This window comes from Nonomuraea basaltis (assembly GCF_005893125.1).
Lineage (GTDB): Bacteria > Actinomycetota > Actinomycetes > Streptosporangiales > Streptosporangiaceae > Nonomuraea > Nonomuraea basaltis.
On sequence record NZ_VCJS01000245.1, the window covers coordinates 1 to 17,952 of the forward strand.

Annotated in this window: 13 protein-coding genes; 5 read left to right on the forward strand and 8 right to left on the reverse strand. The window is 71.6% G+C overall.

The features are described 5' to 3' along the window. Positions 1 to 212: 212 nt before the first annotated feature. The 3 genes from EJK15_RS57630 to EJK15_RS57640 all read right to left on the reverse strand — a co-directional run bounded on the left by EJK15_RS57630 (position 213) and on the right by EJK15_RS57640 (position 4,226). Positions 213 to 1,643: a sensor histidine kinase gene (locus EJK15_RS57630; protein WP_138718907.1), complete on the reverse strand. Its 1,431-nt coding sequence runs from the start codon at positions 1,641 to 1,643 to the stop codon at positions 213 to 215. Then, a complete protein-coding gene (locus EJK15_RS57635; protein ID WP_138718908.1) occupies positions 1,640 to 2,326 on the reverse strand; it encodes a response regulator transcription factor in 687 nt (228 codons plus the stop codon). Before EJK15_RS57635 ends, EJK15_RS57630 begins: the two co-directional genes overlap by 4 nt. 241 nt (positions 2,327 to 2,567) lie before the next feature. Next, on the reverse strand, positions 2,568 to 4,226 hold the full coding sequence (locus EJK15_RS57640; RefSeq protein WP_138718909.1) for an acyl-CoA dehydrogenase family protein: 1,659 nt from the start codon (positions 4,224 to 4,226) through the stop codon (positions 2,568 to 2,570). Positions 4,227 to 4,348: 122 nt separating this feature from the next. Between EJK15_RS57640 and EJK15_RS57645 the strand changes: the two genes are divergently transcribed. Next, a complete protein-coding gene (locus tag EJK15_RS57645) occupies positions 4,349 to 5,095 on the forward strand; it encodes a PaaX family transcriptional regulator C-terminal domain-containing protein (RefSeq protein WP_138718910.1) in 747 nt (248 codons plus the stop codon). A gap of 36 nt (positions 5,096 to 5,131) precedes the next feature. On the opposite strand, the gene EJK15_RS57650 is transcribed toward EJK15_RS57645, so the two are convergent. The 5 genes from EJK15_RS57650 to EJK15_RS57670 all read right to left on the reverse strand — a co-directional run bounded on the left by EJK15_RS57650 (position 5,132) and on the right by EJK15_RS57670 (position 11,750). After that, a complete protein-coding gene (locus tag EJK15_RS57650; RefSeq protein WP_138718911.1) occupies positions 5,132 to 6,823 on the reverse strand; it encodes an HAL/PAL/TAL family ammonia-lyase in 1,692 nt (563 codons plus the stop codon). 183 nt (positions 6,824 to 7,006) lie between these two features. Further along, positions 7,007 to 8,431 carry an L-fucose/L-arabinose isomerase family protein gene (locus tag EJK15_RS57655; RefSeq protein WP_138718912.1) on the reverse strand — a complete coding sequence of 475 codons (1,425 nt, stop codon included), beginning with the start codon at positions 8,429 to 8,431 and terminating at the stop codon, positions 7,007 to 7,009. A 17-nt stretch (positions 8,432 to 8,448) separates the two neighbouring features. Then, positions 8,449 to 9,339, reverse strand: coding sequence for a discoidin domain-containing protein (locus EJK15_RS57660; protein WP_138718913.1), 891 nt, complete (start codon positions 9,337 to 9,339; stop codon positions 8,449 to 8,451). A gap of 12 nt (positions 9,340 to 9,351) precedes the next feature. Next, positions 9,352 to 10,920 carry an alkaline phosphatase D family protein gene (locus EJK15_RS57665; protein ID WP_138718914.1) on the reverse strand — a complete coding sequence of 523 codons (1,569 nt, stop codon included), beginning with the start codon at positions 10,918 to 10,920 and terminating at the stop codon, positions 9,352 to 9,354. Between the two features lie 92 nt (positions 10,921 to 11,012). Beyond that, complete coding sequence (locus EJK15_RS57670) at positions 11,013 to 11,750, reverse strand: DeoR/GlpR family DNA-binding transcription regulator (protein ID WP_138718915.1); 738 nt, start codon at positions 11,748 to 11,750, stop codon at positions 11,013 to 11,015. A gap of 402 nt (positions 11,751 to 12,152) precedes the next feature. Here EJK15_RS57670 and EJK15_RS57675 point away from each other — a divergent pair, with 402 nt between their 5' ends. The 4 genes from EJK15_RS57675 to EJK15_RS57690 all read left to right on the forward strand — a co-directional run. Next, complete coding sequence (locus EJK15_RS57675; RefSeq protein ID WP_138718916.1) at positions 12,153 to 13,457, forward strand: extracellular solute-binding protein; 1,305 nt, start codon at positions 12,153 to 12,155, stop codon at positions 13,455 to 13,457. Next, positions 13,454 to 14,365: a carbohydrate ABC transporter permease gene (locus tag EJK15_RS57680; RefSeq protein WP_138718917.1), complete on the forward strand. Its 912-nt coding sequence runs from the start codon at positions 13,454 to 13,456 to the stop codon at positions 14,363 to 14,365. The genes EJK15_RS57675 and EJK15_RS57680 overlap by 4 nt, the downstream gene beginning before the upstream one ends. Then, a complete protein-coding gene (locus EJK15_RS57685) occupies positions 14,362 to 15,174 on the forward strand; it encodes a carbohydrate ABC transporter permease (RefSeq protein WP_240777876.1) in 813 nt (270 codons plus the stop codon). Before EJK15_RS57680 ends, EJK15_RS57685 begins: the two co-directional genes overlap by 4 nt. Next, positions 15,171 to 17,952 (forward strand): hypothetical protein (locus EJK15_RS57690; RefSeq protein WP_138718918.1); only part of this gene is annotated, 2,782 nt, incomplete at its 3' end. The genes EJK15_RS57685 and EJK15_RS57690, both read left to right, overlap by 4 nt.

Genomic DNA, 17,952 nt, shown 5'->3' on the forward strand with positions numbered 1-17,952 from the left:
GTGGGCGGCGCGCTCGCGGAGGCGGGGGGCGCGGCCACCGTGGCGGTCAGCGCGAGGGCCACGGCGAACGTCCGCCGGCCGAGCGGGGTGATGAGGGTGCTGGGCACGTCTCCTCCTGGTGACTGTCGTCGGGTCAGCGCAGGGATGGTGACGCACTTGTCTGGCAAATTCCTGGCACGGCGTTTGTCCGGCGAATTCCTGGCACGGCCGGGCTATTCCAGCCAGGACCGCGTGCCGGCAGGCGGCTCCGGGGTGTGGTCCCGGGGCAGGCGCACCTCCATGCGCGTCCCCGCGCCGGCCGTCACCGTGACGCGGCCGCCGTGGAGCACCGCCTGCTGGCGTACCAGGGTGAGGCCGAGACCTGAGCCGGGGCTGCCCGAGCGGCGGTGGAAGCGGGTGAAAACCGCGTCCCGCTCGCCGGACGGGATGCCCGGCCCGGCGTCCTCGACGGTGAGGACCGCGTCCGGCCCGTCTGCCGCCAGGGTCACCGTGACGCGGGCCCGCCCCTGGCCGTCCACGCCGTGGATGGCGGCGTTGTCGAGCAGGTTGTCGACGATCAGGCGGAGCCCCTCGTCCCATCCACGCACGCGCACGTCCGCCGCGAGCGATGCGGAGACGGTAGCCAGCGGGTGGCGGCGGCGCGCCTGCTCGACCGCCTCGCCCGCGATCTCGCTCAGGTCGGTCTCGCGGAAGGAGGCCGGGTCGAGCAGTTCGCCGCGGGAGAGCTGGCGGAGCAGGGTGATCAGCCGCTGGACACGGCCGTGCTCGGCGCCCAGGTCGGCGATGATCTCGGCCCGCTCCGCCGGGTCCAGTGCGGGATGGCCGAGCAGGCTGACGTTCGTGCCCATGCTGGTGAGCGGGGTCCGCAGCTCATGCGCCGCGGTCGCCGCGAACGCGCGCGCGGTCTCCAGCGCCTCCCCGGTACGGGCCACGGCCGCGTCCCGCCGGTCGAGCAGGTCGTTCAGCAGCCGGGCCAGCTCGTCGATCTCGGTGACGCGGGAAGTGGTCTCCAGCCGTGCCGGGGTGGGGTCCCGCGTGCCGATCGCCCTGGCCTGGCCGCCGAGCCTGGCCAGCGGCCGGACGGCGAACCGGCCGAGCAGCAGCCCCGACACCGCGCCCACCGCGGCGGCGGCCACCGTGACCTGCACCAGCCGCTCAGTGAGCATGCCGATCTGCCGGCCGAGCCGCTCCTCCGGATCGAACAGCCACAGCCGGGCCCCGACGTCGCCGCGCCGCCCGAGGTCGGTCATCACGTACCGCCACCGGCGCTCGCCCTCATCGAAGTCCGCCGGCCCGATCGTCCCGGTCCCGCCGGCGGCCGGGGGCCTGGCAGGCACGTCGCCGACGGAGAGCGGCTCGGCGCCGTCCACCTCGACGTACACGCCGCCCGGGCTGTTCACGCCGGTCGCCGCGTCGATCAGCCGCTGCTTCAGCCAGCTCGCCGGGACATCCGGCAGGACGCGGGTCCGCCACGCGTACGAGCTCGCCACCGGCGTCAGCGCCCGGAGCCGCGCGCCGAGCTGCCTGTCACGCTCGGCGCGCAGGTCGGCCGAGACCAGGCCCAGCACGAGCAGCCCCGCCACCGACACCAGCAGTGGCACGGACACGGCCAGGCAGAGCGCGAACCGCGTCGACAGCCTCACCGCCGCGGCTCCCTCAGCACGTAACCGACGCCGCGCACCGTGTGCACCAGCCGCGGCTCGCCGGCTGCCTCCAGCTTGCGCCGCAGGTAGCCGACGAACGTGTCCACCGCGTTGCCGGTCACCTCGAAGTCATAGCCCCAGACCCGTTCCAGCAGCACCTCGCGGGACAACACGATGCCGGTATTGCACGCCAGCACCTCCAGCAGGTCGAATTCCCGCCGCGTGACCTCGACCTCCCGGCCGTTCATGGTGACGCGGCGGGCTTCCGGCTCGACCGTGAGCGGCCCCACCCGCACCAGCGCGCCGGGGACGCGTCCGGTCCTGCGCAGCAGCGCGCGCAGGCGTAGCACCAGCTCGTCCAGCGCGAACGGCTTCACCACGTAGTCGTCCGCGCCGGCCGCCAGCCCCGCCACCCTGTCGGCCACCTCGTCCATGGCCGACAGCATCAGCACCGGCACGTCCACGCCGGATAAGCGCAGCCGGGAGCACACCTCGATCCCCGAAAGCCCGGGCATCGACACGTCCAGGACGACCGCGTCGGGCTCGTGCTCACCGATCGCCTCCAGCGCCTGCCCACCGGAGCCGGCGGTGTCCACGTCGAACCCCTCCAGCCGCAGGCCCCGCCGGAGCGAGCGCAGGATGGCCGGGTCGTCGTCGACGGCGAGGATCCGGTACGCGGTCATCAGGGCACCCTCCAGTGCGTTGGGGAACGGCCGGCACACCTCTGGTCGCCGGCCGCCCCGTCGATGGTCTTCGCCGCGGCGTCCGGTGCAGTGGCCGTCCCCCGGCATCCTTACGCTCCACGGGCGTGTGCGGTGGCCCTTCGCCGATCAGTCTGCACCCGAGCTCATCGTCCAGGCCCTCACAGGCGTCGCCCTGGTGATCACGGTCGCGAACCGATGCCTGCCTTCGGGATCACGTCGGTCACGGTTCGGTGGGCAGGGCGCGGGCGAGGATGGTGGTGATGTCGGCGGCTGGAGGGAGGGTGCCGTAGGCGTGGCCCCAGTCGCCGCCCAGGCGGGTGGCGCAAAAGGCGTCGGCGACGGCGGCCGGCGCGTGCCGTACCAGTAGTGACGCCTGCAGGGTGAGCGCGATCTGCTCACTGAGGCGGCGGGCACGCGTCTGGATCTGGTCGGTGTCGGCCAGATCGTCGCGCAACCGCCGCACCGCGGTGTCCAGGCGGGCATCGGCGCCGCGGGCCAGGGCCAACTCGGCGAGCAGCACGTCCAGGGTGTCCGGTTCGCGGGCCAGGGCCCGCAGCACGTCCAGCGCTTGGACGTTCCCCGATCCCTCCCAGATCGACGGCAGCGGAGCCTCCCGGTAGTGGCGGGGCATCCCCGACTCCTCCACATAGCCGTTGCCGCCCAGGCACTCCAAGGCCTCGGCGGTGAACGCCGGGGCTCGTTTGGTCACCCAGTACTTGGCGGCCGCGGTGGCGATGCGGCGCAGCGCCCCCTCGGTCTGGTCTCCGCCGATCGCCCGGTCGGTCGCGCCGGCCAGCCGCAGGGTCAGCGCCGTGGCGGCCTCGGACTCGATCGCCAGGTCGGCCAGTACGTTGCGCATGAGCGGCTGGTCGAGCAGCCGCGCTCCGAACGCGGTCCGGTGCCGGACGTGGTGACCGGCCTCGACCAGGGTCTTGCGCATCAGCGTGGCGGCGTGCATCACGCAGTCCAGGCGGGTCAGGTTGACCATGTCGATGATCGTCTTGACGCCGTTCCCCTCACCGCCGACCAGCCACGCCAGCGTCCCGTCGAACTCCGGCTCGCTGCTTGCGTTGGACCGGTTGCCGAGTTTGTCCTTCAGCCGCTGGATCCGGAAGACGTTGCGGCTGCCGTCGGGCAGGATCCGCGGAAGCAGGAAACACGACAGGCCACCGGGCGCCTGCGCCAGGACCAGGAACACATCGCACATCGGCGCCGAGGTGAACCACTTGTGTCCGCGCAGCGCGTACACGCCGGCCTCGCCGGTCGGCGTGGCGATCGTGGTGTTGGCCCGCACATCGGAGCCGCCCTGCTTCTCGGTCATGCCCATTCCCGCCAGCAGGCCTCGCTTGCGCGAGGGCACCGCCAGGACCGGATCGTAGATGCGGCCGGCCAGCAGCGGCTCGTACACCGCGGCCAGGTCGGGCTGGTGACGCAGCGCGGGCACCACCGCGTACGTCATCGCCATCGGGCAGCCGTGCCCGGACTCGGTATGCCCCCACACCAGCCCGGTCGCGGTCCTTGCCACATGGGCGCCGGGCCGTTGCTCCGCCCACACCGCGCCCCCCAGCCCTTCGGCCACCGCGACCCGCATCAGGCTGTGCCAGCTGGGATGGAACTCCACCTCGTCGATCCGGTTGCCGAACCGGTCGTGCGTGCGCAGCTCGGGCTCGTACCGATTGGCCTGCTCCGCCCAGGACTGCGCCTCCACGCCTCCTGCCACGCGGCCGACCCGCCGTATGTCCGGCTCGGCCCACTCCGCGCCCTCCCGGCGCAGCCCCTCAACCAGGGCGATGTCGTCGGCGGCGTCGTACGGCGGCAGCGGCGGTGCCTGGTTGGTCACCTCATGCGTGGCGGCTTGCTCGATCTCCTGGGTTGTCACGCCCCGATATTACGAATCTTCTACGTTTGCGGCAAGTATGTAATATTCGATTGAGGGCGCCCGCGGGACTCACCCAAGGGCGGCCGTCCAGCCGGCGATCGGAAAACGGGCACAATGGCCGCATGCCTACGAAGGGATCCCCACCCGCCGAGGCCGGGCTGCGCCCGCTGTCGACGCGGTCGGTCGTGCTGAGCCTGCTGCTGGGTTCGCACCCTCCGCAGATGCCGGTACGCGAACTGGTACGCGTCGTGGAGCCCTTCGGCATCTCCTCGGCGACCCTGCGGGTGGCGCTCACCCGGATGGTGGCCTCCGGTGACCTGCGGCGCCTGGACAGCACGTACCGGCTCAGTGATCGGCTCCTGGAACGCCAGCGACGCCAGGACGCCGCGCTCGATCCCCGCACCCGCGCCTGGGATGGCGACTGGGAGATCGTCGTCATCACCGCCACCGGACGCGGGGCCGCCGAACGCGCCCAACTGCGCGCAGACCTGGCCGCACTGCGGCTGGCCGAACTACGCGAAGGAGTCTGGACCCGCCCGGCCAACCTGGTCCGATCCTGGCCCGGCCACCTGGCGCCGCTCGTCCAGCGGTGGACCGGCCGTCCTGACCAGCCCGCCGCCGAACTCGCCGAGACGCTGTGGGACCTGCAAAGCTGGGCCGGCACCGGCCACGCCCTGCTGTCCGCCTGCACCGGCGCCGATCGCCCCGCCGACCGGTTCGCCGTCATCGCGGCCATGTTCCGCCACCTGCTCACCGACCCGGTCCTGCCCGGCCCGCTCCTGCCGCCGGACTGGCCGGCCCCGGCCCTGCGTGCCGCCCACGCGGGCTATCAGGACCAACTCACCGGACGGGCGCGCATCGCGACCTGACCCACCGGCGCCCACCCCTGGATGCGGGTCTGTACGTCACGCGGCAATGGACGGCACCAGGTGCCGGTTACGCACCAGCCAGATGGCCCGCTCCAGGTCAGGGGTCATATAGCGGTCGTCGGCCAGGGGTGTGATGTACTGCCTGATCTCCGCCAGCAGGGTGCGCGTGCCGGCACCGAGTGGCAGGCCCGACATCTTCTGCGCGATGAGGTCGATGCCCTGGGCCGACATCAGGTACTGGACCGCCAGGACCATTTCGAGCCGGTCGAGGTTCTCGTGCAGGTGCCGGACCGAGGCCATCGCCATCGTGTTGTGGTCCTCCTGCCCGTCCTTGACCGGTCGGGAAAGCGTTCCCGCCGGCGTGGCCCTGGCCTGCATCTCCGGGATCAGCGCGGCGGCCACCGTCTGCACCTGGACCATCCCGGAGTTCAACCCGACCGTCCCACCGGCGAGATTCGCCGGCAGGCCGTAGCTCCACCTGGGTGACAGCAGCCGCCCTGACAGCTCCTGCGACAACACCCCGACGTCAGTGATCTCCGCGTTCAAGGTGTCGGCGAGATGCCCCATGACGGAGCCGTCCCAGTTGCCGCCCATCACGAACTCGTACCCGCTTCCCTGCTCGCGCTTGAAGATCAGTGGGTTGGAGTTCGAGGAGTTGGCCTCCCGCACCAGGGTCTGGCGCGCGTCGGCAAGCGCATGCCGCAGCCCGGCCATGATGTGCGGTGCCGCCCGCACCGACACCGCGTCCTGCACCCGCGGGTGGTAGTTGGCCGGGTCGAGGCGCTTGCGCCCCTCTTCCGTCATCCAGCCCGAGCCCGCGACCATCGCCCGCAGCCGCGCGGCGACCGTGTCCTGCTCGGGGATGTGGCGTTCTCGGTGGGTACGCGCGTCGAGCGATCCCCGCTCGGCCCTGGTCGCCTCCATGAACAGGGCGAAGGCACCCTCTGCCTGGTCGGCAAGCACGGTGGCCCGGTGCACGGCGTCCATCAGCGTGGCGGCCAGGACGGTGCTGCCGCTGACGATCGGCAGCGCTTCCCCGGCCTCGAAGACGAAGTCCCTGGCCAGCCCGGCCTTCGGCAGGATCTCGGAGGCGGGTCCCTCCTCGCCCCTGTAGCGCACCGGCGCATCCTCCCCGAGCGCCGCCAATCCGGCCGCCGCCTGCGGCTGCAGGTCCCCGGTGCCCAGCGAGCCGATTTGCGGCATCCGCGGCACGACCCCGGCATTGACCAGGTCCAGTAGACGCTGGGGCACCTCGGGCCGTACCCCGACCTTTCCTCTGGCCATCTGGTTCGCCTTGAGGATCAAGGCCAGCCTGACCACGTTGTCGGGCAGTGGCTCCCCGACGCCTGCGGCGTGCGAGCGCAGGACGTTGCGCTGGAACTGCACTGCCTGCTCGGGCGACAGCGGACGGTCCTTCAGCGGCCCGAGCGCCTGGTTCCAGCCGTACACCCGCTGGTTCTTCAGGGCCGCGAGCGCTCCCGCCCGCGTACTGTCCAATCTCTCCCGCGTACCTGCCGCGAGCCGCGCGGAGACCGGACGGCCCTCGAGGATCGCGAAGGCGTCCCGGAGAGAGAGCGAATCGCCATCCAGCACCAGGTCCAACGCCGGCTGCGGAGCCGCGGGCGTCGAACCCGCGGAGGGCGCCTGAGGCTCGGCCACCGCCTGCCCCGGCACGCACAGAGCGGCGAGCAGGCTCACGACGGTAGCCGTTCGTCCTAGAGTGGTCATCAGCTTGTCCCCCGGCCCTCGCGACGAAGATCAATGCCGCTCCGTTATAGCCATGGGACGACGGAGCGCCGGAGACGGCTCGACATCGGCGGGACGAGTGCTGACTCGGTTTCGACCTGCCCTATGACAGGCGCTTACTTTGCCATCAGCTCCCACCGCTCATCCGGCAGCGGTCGCTGATGGTCAGGGCTGGACGTGGGTCACCTCCGCGCCCAGGAGGTCGGCCACCGCGCGCAGGTCGGCCAGGCGGTGGCCGGTGCCGAGCGCCCAGTGGTGGGAGATGCCGCTGGCGCTCCAGGCGTCGGTCCACTCCCCGGGGTCGCAGCCGAAGTCCACCCGGGACGTGGTGTTGCCGATCCGCAGCAGCGGGCCTTCGACGACCTCGCCCTCCGAGACGACGAACCCGAAGCTCCCGTCCTGCGCCTGCCGCAGCCCGAACGCGGTGACCGGCCCGCGCTTCACGTCGAACTCGACCGACACGCCCCACCCGCGCTTGCCGTGGTAGACGCCGAGCCCGCGCAGCAGCGGCCGGCGCGAGCTGATCGCCAGGTGGGCGGGCCCGTCGTGGCCCATCTCGACGTGGCCGCGGTGGAAGTCGAGTGCCTGAAACTCGGTGAACGAGCCGCCGCCACCCAGCCGATCCATGATCAGCATCGCGAGCGAGGTACGCAGCTCGTACTCGCCGGCCGCCGGCACGCCGCGGGCGGTGAGGAGGGACGCGCCGAGGATCATGCCCGCGCCGAGCCGCTCGTGGATCTCGCCGTCCAGCCCGCGGTGGTAGTAGGCCAGGCTGTCCAGCGCGAAGTCCTCGACCAGGCGGTCCAGGCCGACCGACACGCGGGCCGCCCACGACAGGTCGTCGCCGTTGACCGAGTCGGCCAGCTCGAACACGTCCCGGGCCAGCTTGATCCGCTCCTCGGTCTCGTCGTCCGTGACCTTCTCCACGCGTACCCGCAGGTCGTCGAACTCCAGCACCTCGACGTGCCCGCCGAAGTTCGCGGTGACCAGCGTGAGGTCGGTGGCCACGTCGAGCATGCCGGGGTAGAGGTGGCCCATCAGGCCGTGCCGGCCCCGGCGCAGCGCGGCGCGCACGCCCGCCGCGCGCACCCAGTGGCCGATCCGCTTCCACGCCCGCTCGTCCTCCAGGTAGCCGGAGACGGAGCGGAAGGGGATGCCGCAGCGGGCGAACGCGTTGGCCATCTCCGGCAGCGGGCAGGCGCCGCAGTAGGCCAGCCACTGCCCGGTGTCGAAGGTGGCGTGCTCCATCGACTCGGTGGGCTGCAGGTTGATCAGCAGCATGGGCGCACCGCTGCGCTGCGCGATCGGCACGAGCATGGTGGCCGTCATGTACGTGGTGAGGAACCCGACGATGACGTCGCACCCCGCCGCCCGCAGTTTCTCGGCCGCCGCCGCGCCCTCCTGGGCGTCGGAGATGAAGCCGGCGTCCACCACCTCGCAGTCCAGCGCCTTCATCCGCTCGGCCACCCGGGCGGAGGAGCGCTGGAGCTGCGGCAGCAGGTCGGGGAACTGCGGCCAGTACGCCCCCAGCCCTCCGGCCACGAGACCCACCTTGGTGCGGGGCGGCGTGATGCGGGTGAACGTGTCCACCGGGGTTCTCCCTTCGTTCAACGGACTTCGACCTCGATGATGCGGGTGTAGTCGTTGGCGCCGTTCGAGGCGAGCGCGATGATGCGGACCGCGTCGGCGGTGACGGGTGCGAAGTCGGAGCGCGCGCTGCCGGCGGCGTTGCCGCGTACCTGGGCGACCGTCTGCCACTGGCCGTTCACCTGCGCCTGGACGTCCCAGTCGCGCAACCCGAAGGTCGCGGCGGGGTAGCGTTCGGTGTGCAGCGTGTACAGGTCCACGCGGGAGACCTGCTTGGCGCCACCCAGCGCGACGGCCAGGGTGTCGGGCCAGGCCCGGGCGGTGGCGTCGTTCCAGCCGTTGCCGCCGGCCCAGCCGTTGGATGAGCGGTCGCCGTCGGCGACGCTGCAGGGCGGGTAGTTGGCGTTGACGTGCTGGGAGGAGGCCGTGACGGGGCGGCGCAGCGCGAGGTTGCCGCCGTTGTCGAGCCGGTCCACGGGCACGACCTCGACGGGCACCTCCAGCGTTTGTGCGGGGGTGCGCAGGCGCAGGCCGTAGCTGCCTTCCTTCGTCTCCGGCGGGACGGCGACCAGCAGTTTCGCTCCGAGCTCGTAGCCGGGCGGCAGGTAGCTGGTCAACATGGAGCGGGAGGCGGTCAGCGGCGGGTCGATCTCGACGTTCATCGTGGCGTACGCGGCCTTCTTGGCGTCGCTGCGCATGCCGATCTCGATCTTGGCGGGGCAGGCGGGGTCCACGCCGAGCGGGGCGACGAGGCGGTCGGCGCCCGCGAGAGGGATGAGCTTGCCGGTGCCCTTGGAGACGCCCGGCCTGACCTTGACGGACACTGTGGACGGCGGCTCGGGGTCCCAGGCGGCGGCCGTGGTGAGCGTGACAGCGGCGGCGACGGCGAGCGCGGCGGCGAGGTGGCGCATGATCGTTCCTTCCTAGAGCGCGTGCAGGCCGGGTGCGCCGTCGAGGGTGACGAGGCTTGCCCTGGTGGAGACCGGGGCGCCGGGCCGGTCCACGTACGGGACGACCTTGAAGTCGGCTCGCCACTGGGCGCGGGTGACCTCGCAGGAGACATAGCCGCGCTGGTAGCTGGAGAAGCGCAGGTGCGGGTTGACCGGGTCGCTGCCGCCGGGCGGCAACCCGGCGGTGGCGTTGCCGTTGCCGCCGCTGCTGACCGAGGTGCCGACGAACTCCACGCCGACGGTGCGCGAGGCGGGGTCGTCGAAGTTCGCCTTGAGCTCGCCGGCCAGGTTGTAGTGGATGTCGCCGGTCAGCACCACGGGGTTGCTGACCTGGCGCTCGGTCATGCCGGTGAGCAGCCGGTCCTTGGCGGCCTTGTAGCCGTCCCACAGGTCCATGCTGAGCTTCTGCGCGGGGCCCGGGTCGAAGTCGAGCTGGATCATGGCGATCTGCTGGGCCAGGACGTTCCACTTGGCGCGGGACGCGGCCAGGCCGTCGAGCAGCCATCTCTCCTGCTCGGCGCCGAGCAGCTGCCGAGCCGGGTCGAGACGGGCGGCGCAGTCGACCTGCTGGCCGTCGCCGCAGGCCTGGTCGTCGCGGTACTGCCGGGTGTCGAGCACGTTGAACTCGGCCAGGTCGCCGAAGGCGAACCGGCGGTAGACGCGGGCGTCCGGGCCCTGCACGGCGGGCACGCGGACGGGCATGTTCTCCCAGAAGGCGCGGAAGGCGTTGGCGCGGATCACCAGGTAGTCCTGCTCGGTCACCTCGCCGCCGGGGCCGTAGCGGCCGGCCCAGTTGTCGAGCACCTCGTGGTCGTCCCAGGTGACGATCCACGGCGCGCGGTGGTGGGCGGCCTGCAGGTCGGGGTCGCTCTTGTAGAGGCCGTACTGGACGCGGAAGCGGTCGAGGGTGTCGCACTGCACCCGGAACTGCTCGGGCACGGGGGTGTTGCGATTGCCGCCGGTCGGCACGATGCCGTACTCGTAGATGTAGTCCCCGAGGTGGAAGACCACGTCGGGCTCCTCCTCGGCGAGGTGGCGGTAGGCGCTGTAGTAGCCGTCCTGCCACAGGGCGCACGAGGCGAAGGCCAGCCGCAGCGCCTCGGGGCTGCTCGCCGGCGCGGGCGCGGTCTTGGTGCGGCCGACGGGGCTGATCTCGCCGCCGGTGCGGAAGCGGTAGAAGTACTCCCGGCCGGGGCGCAGGCCCTTGGCGTCCACGTGGACGGAGTGGCCGTACTCGGGGGCGGCCCAGGTGGAGCCGCGCCGGACGCGCCGGGTGAACGCCTCGTCCTCGGCGATCTCCCAGCCGACCTCGATCTTGTTGTACGGCAGCCCGCCGAGCGGCTCCAGCGGCCTGGGGGCCAGCCGCGTCCACAGGACCACGCGGTCGGGCAGCGGGTCACCCGAGGCGACGCCGAGCTGGAAGGGGTAGTCGCCCTTCACCCCGGCCCGCGCGGTCCACGGGTCGGCCAGGTCGGCGGTGAAGGCCAGGGCGAGCGCGGCGCCGCCGAGCCCGAGTAAGGATCGGCGCGAGGGTTGCTGCATGCTGCTTCCTAAGCTGAGGGGGAAAGCCCTCACTTTCTAGCAAGCAGGCAAGCTCTTAACAAGATACGAGTTACAAATAACGGCCTACGGGGTTACATCTGGGCCACTTCGACGTGCCCGTGCCGGTCGCGGAGCCGCTGGAGCCGGTCGGCCGGGGCGTTGGAGTCGACCACGATGACGTCGAAGTCGTCGAGCGGCGCCACCCGGTGCAGCGCCACCCGGGCCAGCTTGGAGCCGTCCACGGCCAGGATGCGGCGGGTGCCGGAGCGCAGCATCGCCCGCTTCACCAGGACGATCTCCTGCTCCTGGTGGAAGGCGTACTGGTCGGAGATGGCCGAGGTGGAGACCACGACCACGTCGGTGCTCACCGCCTCGACCGCGTCCACGCAGCCCACGCCGAGAAAGGAGTCATGGGTGGCGTGATATTCGCCGCCGAGCACGATAAGACGGATGTCGCGGTTGCCGGCGAGCAGCCTGATCGCCTCCAGGAAGTTCGTCACCACGGTCAGCGGGGCCAGCTCGCCCAGGTGGCGGGCGACGGCCAGGGCCGTCGTGGAGTCGTCGAGCATGATCGAGCTGCCCGGCTCGATCATGCCGGCCACCACCCGGGCGATCGCGTCCTTCTCGGCCGTGTGGGCGTTGAGCCGGTAGGCGATGCTGCTCTCCCACACGTTGCTGGGCTGGGCGGTGGCGCCGCCGCGGACCTTGCGCACCATGCCCTGGCGTTCCAGCTCGTCGAGGTCGCGGTGGACGGTCATCACGCTCACGCCGAAGCTCTCGGCGAGCTCGGTCACGGAGGCGGAGCCCCTGCGCACGATGTGCTCGGCCATGCCATGCCATCGCGCTGACCTGCTGAAGGTGTGCTGCGGCAAATTCACCCTGGTCTCCACCCTGCTCGGACGGCTGCGAATCCTACTCTTGACACCCCGCTGGAGCGACTCATACTCTCCCCAGCACCACCACTTTTAACAAAAAGCTTGTTAAAAGTAACAACCCCGTTCCTTGGAGGTGGTCATGGGTCCCGTCCGGCCGCGCAGTGTGTGCCGCGACCTTCGCACGCCCCTTCCTGGAGCGGAGGGCATGCGCACGATCTCCGGCGACCCTCGCACGCCCGAGATTAAAACGTTCGCATCGACGGGGAGGCCGCCTCCCCACCGTCCAGCCGCTCGGCGGGCAGGTCCGCCAGGTGCTCTCGGGGGATCACACTTTCCGCACGACCGAGGAGACGTAGCATGACCGACCTGCTGCACGACGCCAGGGTGAGCCGCGGCCAGTTCCTGCGCATGATGGGCGGCCTGGCCACGGCCGCGGCCGCCACCGCCTGTTCCACCAGGCCGGAGACCACCGCCACGACCGGCGGCGGGCAGGCCGTGACCGAGCTGAAGTTCCTCGGCGTCTCCGACCAGAAGACGCCGATGGACGAGCTCGTGGCCGCCTACCAGAAGGCCAGGCCGGCGGTGCGGCTCACCGCCTCCTACGCACCCACCGACCAGGTGCAGACCTCGGTGCGCACCCAGCTCGGCGCCGGCAACGCCCCCGACCTGCACGTGGTTTACCCGGGCAACGGCAGCGCGATGTCGATGTCCCAGATCGCCAAGGCCGGGCTGCTGGCGGACCTGTCCGCCCAGGCGTGGACGAAGACCATCCCCGCCGGGTTCAAGCCCGCATTCCAGCTGGACGGCAAGACCTACATCTACTCGGCCGGGTCGTCGGTCATCGGCGCGGTCTACAACAAGAAGGTCTTCGAGAAGGCGGGGATCGAGGCGCCGCCGGCCACGTGGAGCGAGTTCCTGGCGCTGTGCGAGAAGCTGAAGAAGGCCGGCGTGGTGCCGATCGCGCTCGGCGCGCAGACGCCGTGGATCACCCAGCTCATCACGTACGCGCTGGTGCCCTCGACCGTCTACGCCAAGGACCCGGCGTTCGACGACAAGCAGCTCGCCGGGCAGACCAGCTTCGCCCAGTCCGGCTGGCGCGACGCCATGGAGATGTACCTGGAGCTGCAGAAGCGCGGCTACTTCAACGACAACCCGAACGGCACCACGTTCGAGCAGCAGACCTCCATGGTGGCCACCGGCAAGGCGGCCATGGCCGTCCAGGTCTCGGCAGTGCTGCCCGACTTCCGCAAGGCCGCCTCCTCGCCCGACGACCTGTCGATGTTCCCCGTTCCCGGCGCCGACGACGCGAACTCCGTGTGGATCCCCGCCGGCGTCGTCGTCGGGCTCGGCGCCAGCGCCAAGGGCAAGAATGTCGAGGAGGCCAAGGCGTTCATCGACTTCCTCGGCAAGCAGGAGAACATCAACGCCTGGGCCAAGGCCATCGCCGCCATCCCGCTCACCCAGGACGCCGGCTCCACCATCGACCCCGCCGTGCAGTCCTTCCTGCCGTTCACCAAGGACCGCGCGGTGCCGTTCATGGACCAGCGCTGGCCCAACGCCGAGGTGCAGCCGGTGCACTTCGCGGTCGTCCAGGAACTGCTGGCCGGTGACTCCACGATCGACGAGGCGCTGAAGAAGATGGACGAGGCGTACAAGAAGTGACCCTCTTGACCGCCGGGCGGGCGCGGCCCGCCCGCTCCGCGCGGCGGCGCTTCAGCCCCGCCACCCCGCCCTGGCTGTTCGCCGCCCCCGCTCTCGTGGTGTACGCGCTGGTGGTGCTCTACCCCGCGATCAGCGGCGTGGTGTACGCGTTCACGGACTGGAGCGGGATCGGCGAGGACATGTCCTTCGCCGGCCTGGCCAACTTCCGCGCGCTGCTGCGCGACGAGCAGGCCATGGGCTCGATCGGCAACACGCTGCTGCTGACGGTGGCCATCGTGGCCGTGCAGAACGGCGTCGGGCTGCTGCTGGCCCTCGGCGTGAACGCCAGGCTCAAGAGCCGGGCGCTGCTGCGCGTGATCTTCTTCGCGCCGGTCGTGGTCAGCCCGGTCATGGTGGCGTTCCTGTGGAAGTACATCTACAACCCCGACCCCTCCGCCGGGCTGAACGGGATGCTCGGCGTGCACGTCGACTGGCTGGGCGACCCGTCGGTGGCGCTGTGGTCGATCGCCGGCATGGTCGTGTGGCAGTACGCCGGCTACTCGATGGTCATCTTCCTGGCCGGGCTCGAAGGCGTGCCCAAGGAGCTGCACGAGGCTGCCATGATCGACGGCGCGGGCACCTTCCAGCGCTTCCGCTACGTCACCTGGCCGCTGCTGGCCCCCGCCGTGACGATCAACCTGATGCTGTCCACGATCGGCGGCCTCAAGCTCTTCGACCAGGTCTTCGCCGCCACGAACGGTGGCCCCGGCTACGCCACCGAGACCCTGTCCACGGTGCTGTACAAGCAGGCGTTCGTGTTCGGCAAGTTCGGCTACAGCACCGCGATAGCGCTGGTGCTGGCGCTGTTCGTGGCCGCCGTCTCCCTCGTTCAGGTCTACTACCTGCGTCGCCGGGAGGTGACCGTGTGAGAAGGACGTTCCTGCTGGAGATCGTCATGATCGCGGTGGCGGTGGCGTTCCTGTTCCCCGTCTACACGCTGGTCTCGCTGTCGCTGAAGGACCCGGCGCAGATCGCGCAGTCGCCGCTGGCGCTGCCCAGCCCGCCCACCTTCGGCAACTTCGCCAGCGCCTGGTCGGCGGCGGCACTCGGCCCGTCCCTGGTCAACAGCACCGTGATCACCGTGGCCAGCCTGGTCGCGCTCATCGCGCTCGGCTCGTTCGCCGCCTACTTCCTGGCCCGCGTGCAGACCCGCCTCGGCTACGGCCTGTACATCCTGTTCCTGCTGGGCATCGTGCTGCCGTTCCAGCTCGGCATGATCCCGCTCTACCAGCTCGTGACCGACCTCGGGCTGATCGGCACGCACGCCGGGATGATCCTCTTCTACACCGGCATCCAGCTTCCCTTCACCGTCTTCCTCTACACCGGGTTCATCCGGGCGCTGCCCCGCGACTACGCCGCCGCCGCGCAGATCGACGGCGCCTCGCACCTGGTGGCGTTCACCCGCGTGGTCTTCCCGTTGCTGCGGCCCATCACGGGAACCGTGCTGATCCTCAACGCCGTCTTCATCTGGAACGACTTCTTCACCCCGCTGGTCTACCTGGGCGGGTCCGGCTTCGAGACGGTCCCGGTCAGCGTCTTCGCCTACGTCGGCCAGTACGTCTCCCAGCACGGCCTGGTCTTCGCCGGCCTGGTGCTGGGCGCGCTGCCGATCGTGGTGGTCTTCCTGGCCCTGCAGCGCTACGTGATCAAGGGCTTCTCCAGCGGGCTCAAGGGATGAACGTCTTCGACGCGGTGCGCGAGCCGCCCCGGGCGTTCTCCCCGGCGGCCATCTGGTGGTGGAGCGGCGAGCCACTGCGCCGGGACCGGCTGCGCTGGCAGCTGGAACGCCTGGTCGCCGGCGGAGTGCGCAACCTCGTCATCCTGAACCTGGCACCCTCGGGGCCGATGTTCGGCGCCGACGCCGACGACCCGCCGTTCCTGTCGGAGGCGTGGTGGGAGCTGCTCGACGGGGTGTGCGCCGACGCGTACGAGCTGGGCGCGCACCTGTGGTTCTACGACCAGCTCGGCTTCTCCGGCGCCGACCTCCAGGCCCGCCTGGTGCTGGAGCGGCCCGAGTTCGCCGGCCAGTGGCTGGCCGCCGACGGGTCCGTCACGCTGCGCGGCTTCGACTACCTCTCGCGCGAGGCGTGCGCGGTGCTGCTGGACCGGGTGCACGGCGAGTTCGAGCGGCGCGTCGGGCAATGGTTCGGCCGGGTGATCGCCGGGTCGTTCCAGGATGAGCTGCCGGCACTGCCCACCTGGTCGGCTCAGTTCGCCTCCGAGTACGACGCCCGCCGCGGCAAGCCGTTCTCGCTCGACGACCCCGACTGGCAGGCGTACCAGCGGACCCGGGCCGAGCTGGCCGAGGAGGCGTTCTTCCGCCCGCTGGCGGAATGGCACGAGCGCCACGGGCTGCTGAACGGCTGCGACCAGCAGGACCCGGCCCGTGCCGGGCATCCGGTCGAGGGCGTGCAACTGTACGCCGACTACGCGCGCACCCACCGCTGGTTCAGCGCGCCCGGCTCCGACCACCACGGCGATGCCCGCCTGCACGCCTCCCTGGCCCACCTGTACGGCCGGCCGCGTACCTGGATCGAGGCGTTCCACTCCAGTGGCTGGGGCGGCACGCTGGAGGAGACCTTCGACTGGCTGCTGCCCTGGCTGCGGGCAGGCGCAAATCTGTACAACCCGCACGCGGTCTACTACACGACCAAGCGCGGCTGGTGGGAGTGGGCGCCGCCGGCCACCGACTGGCGGCAGCCGTACTGGCGGCACCACCGGGTCTTCGCCGACGCCGTCACCCGCCTGTGCGCCGCCCTGTCCCTGGGACGTCACGCCTGCGACGTCGCGGTCCTGCTGCCCACCGCCACCGTCCAGTCCGGGACCGGCCCAGATGGGGTGGACGCTCGGGCCGCACGGGCGCAGGAGGTCTACCGCGAGATCGTGGGCGACATGGCCTGGTTCGCCGCCAAGCCAGGCGTCCTCGACCGGCTCTGTCTGGACGCCGACGTGATCGACGAGGACTCGGTACGGCGCGCGGTCGTCAAGGACGGGCGGCTGACCGTGTCCACCGAGGCCTACCGGGCGGTCATCCTGCCCGCCGTCACCGCGCTCGACGCGGACGTCGCCGCCCGGCTGGCCGCGTTCGCCGCGGACGGTGGGCTGCTGGTCGCGGTCGGCGCGCGCCCGGACGGTGTGGACGCCCGCTACGTGGAGGCCGCCGATCGCCTGGGCGAGGCGCTGGCCGGGCTGGAGCGGCGGGTCGAGGCGCCGGTGCCCGCGCTGGTGCGCGAGGTCGGCGAGACCACGCTGGTGTTCCTGACCGCGGCGTTCCCCATGGCCAGCAGGATCGGAGTGGGGCGACCAGAGGAGCGCGGCGTGCAGCTCGGCTGGCTGGACGCCGTCATCGACTTCGACCCCGGCCGATACGCCCGCGAGATGCGGATCACGGTCCGCGACGTCTCGGGCACCCCGCTGCTGGTCCGCCCCTTCGCAGGCGGCGATCCCGTGCCGCTGCCGCACACGCGGGACGCCGACGCGGTGGAGGTCGTCGTGCCGTTCGACGACGGGCCGGCCGCCCTGCTGGTGTTCGACGGGACGGTCGCGGAGCCGCCCGCTCCGCGGCCTTCGTACCCGGTCGAGATCGATCTCGGGGACGAATGGGACGTCGAGCTCGTCCCCACCCTGGACGACACCTGGTCGGACTTCGGGAGCGGCGCGACCGTCGAATGCTGGACGCTGCGCACCCCGGACGGGGACCCCGTGGACGTGACGTTCGGACCGCGCGGCGAGCAGCGGGCCGGCGACGGCCCGTGGACACCCTCGGTGTGGTCGGACTCGCGAGGGCTGCGCAAGGACCCGATCCACCGGGAGACGCTCGGGCCCAAGGGGCACGTACCGGTGGAGTTCCTGACGTTCGGCCGGGTGACGGGCGGTGGCGAGGCCCGCTTCCGCGCCCTGCTCACCGGCCCTGGCGGTTGGGTGGCGGTCGGAGCCGGGGCGGCGAAGAGGCTCTGGATCGACGGAGTGGAGCAGTCGCTCGACGACGCCGGGTACGCCGCGGTCACGCGCTCGCCCGTCGCGTCCGGCGAGCATCTCCTGGAGCTGCTGCTCGTCCCGGACGAAGAGCTCGACCTGCGGGCCTACGTCTGCCTGGTGGCCGACCCCGCCGACGCCGCCCGCCCGGAGTGGATCGCGGGCACGCCGCTGGAGACCACCGTGCGCGTGGACACCCCGCGAGCCGAGCCGCTGCAGGTGGCCTCGACCGCGTCCTGCCGGGTGCTGGTCAACGGGGTGGAAGCGGGCCGGCAGGGCGGCTTCGACCCCTACGCGGAGGCGGACCTCCCGCGGATGCGCCGCTACGACGTCTCCCATCTCGTGCGCCCCGGCGACAACACGATCAGAATCGAGTCGGACGGCTGGGTCCTGGTGGACGGCCTGGCCGTCTCCGGCCCCGGCTGGACGCCCCGCCCTCGCGTACGGCGCCGCCAGCACGGCGACCCCGCCGCCCTCTACC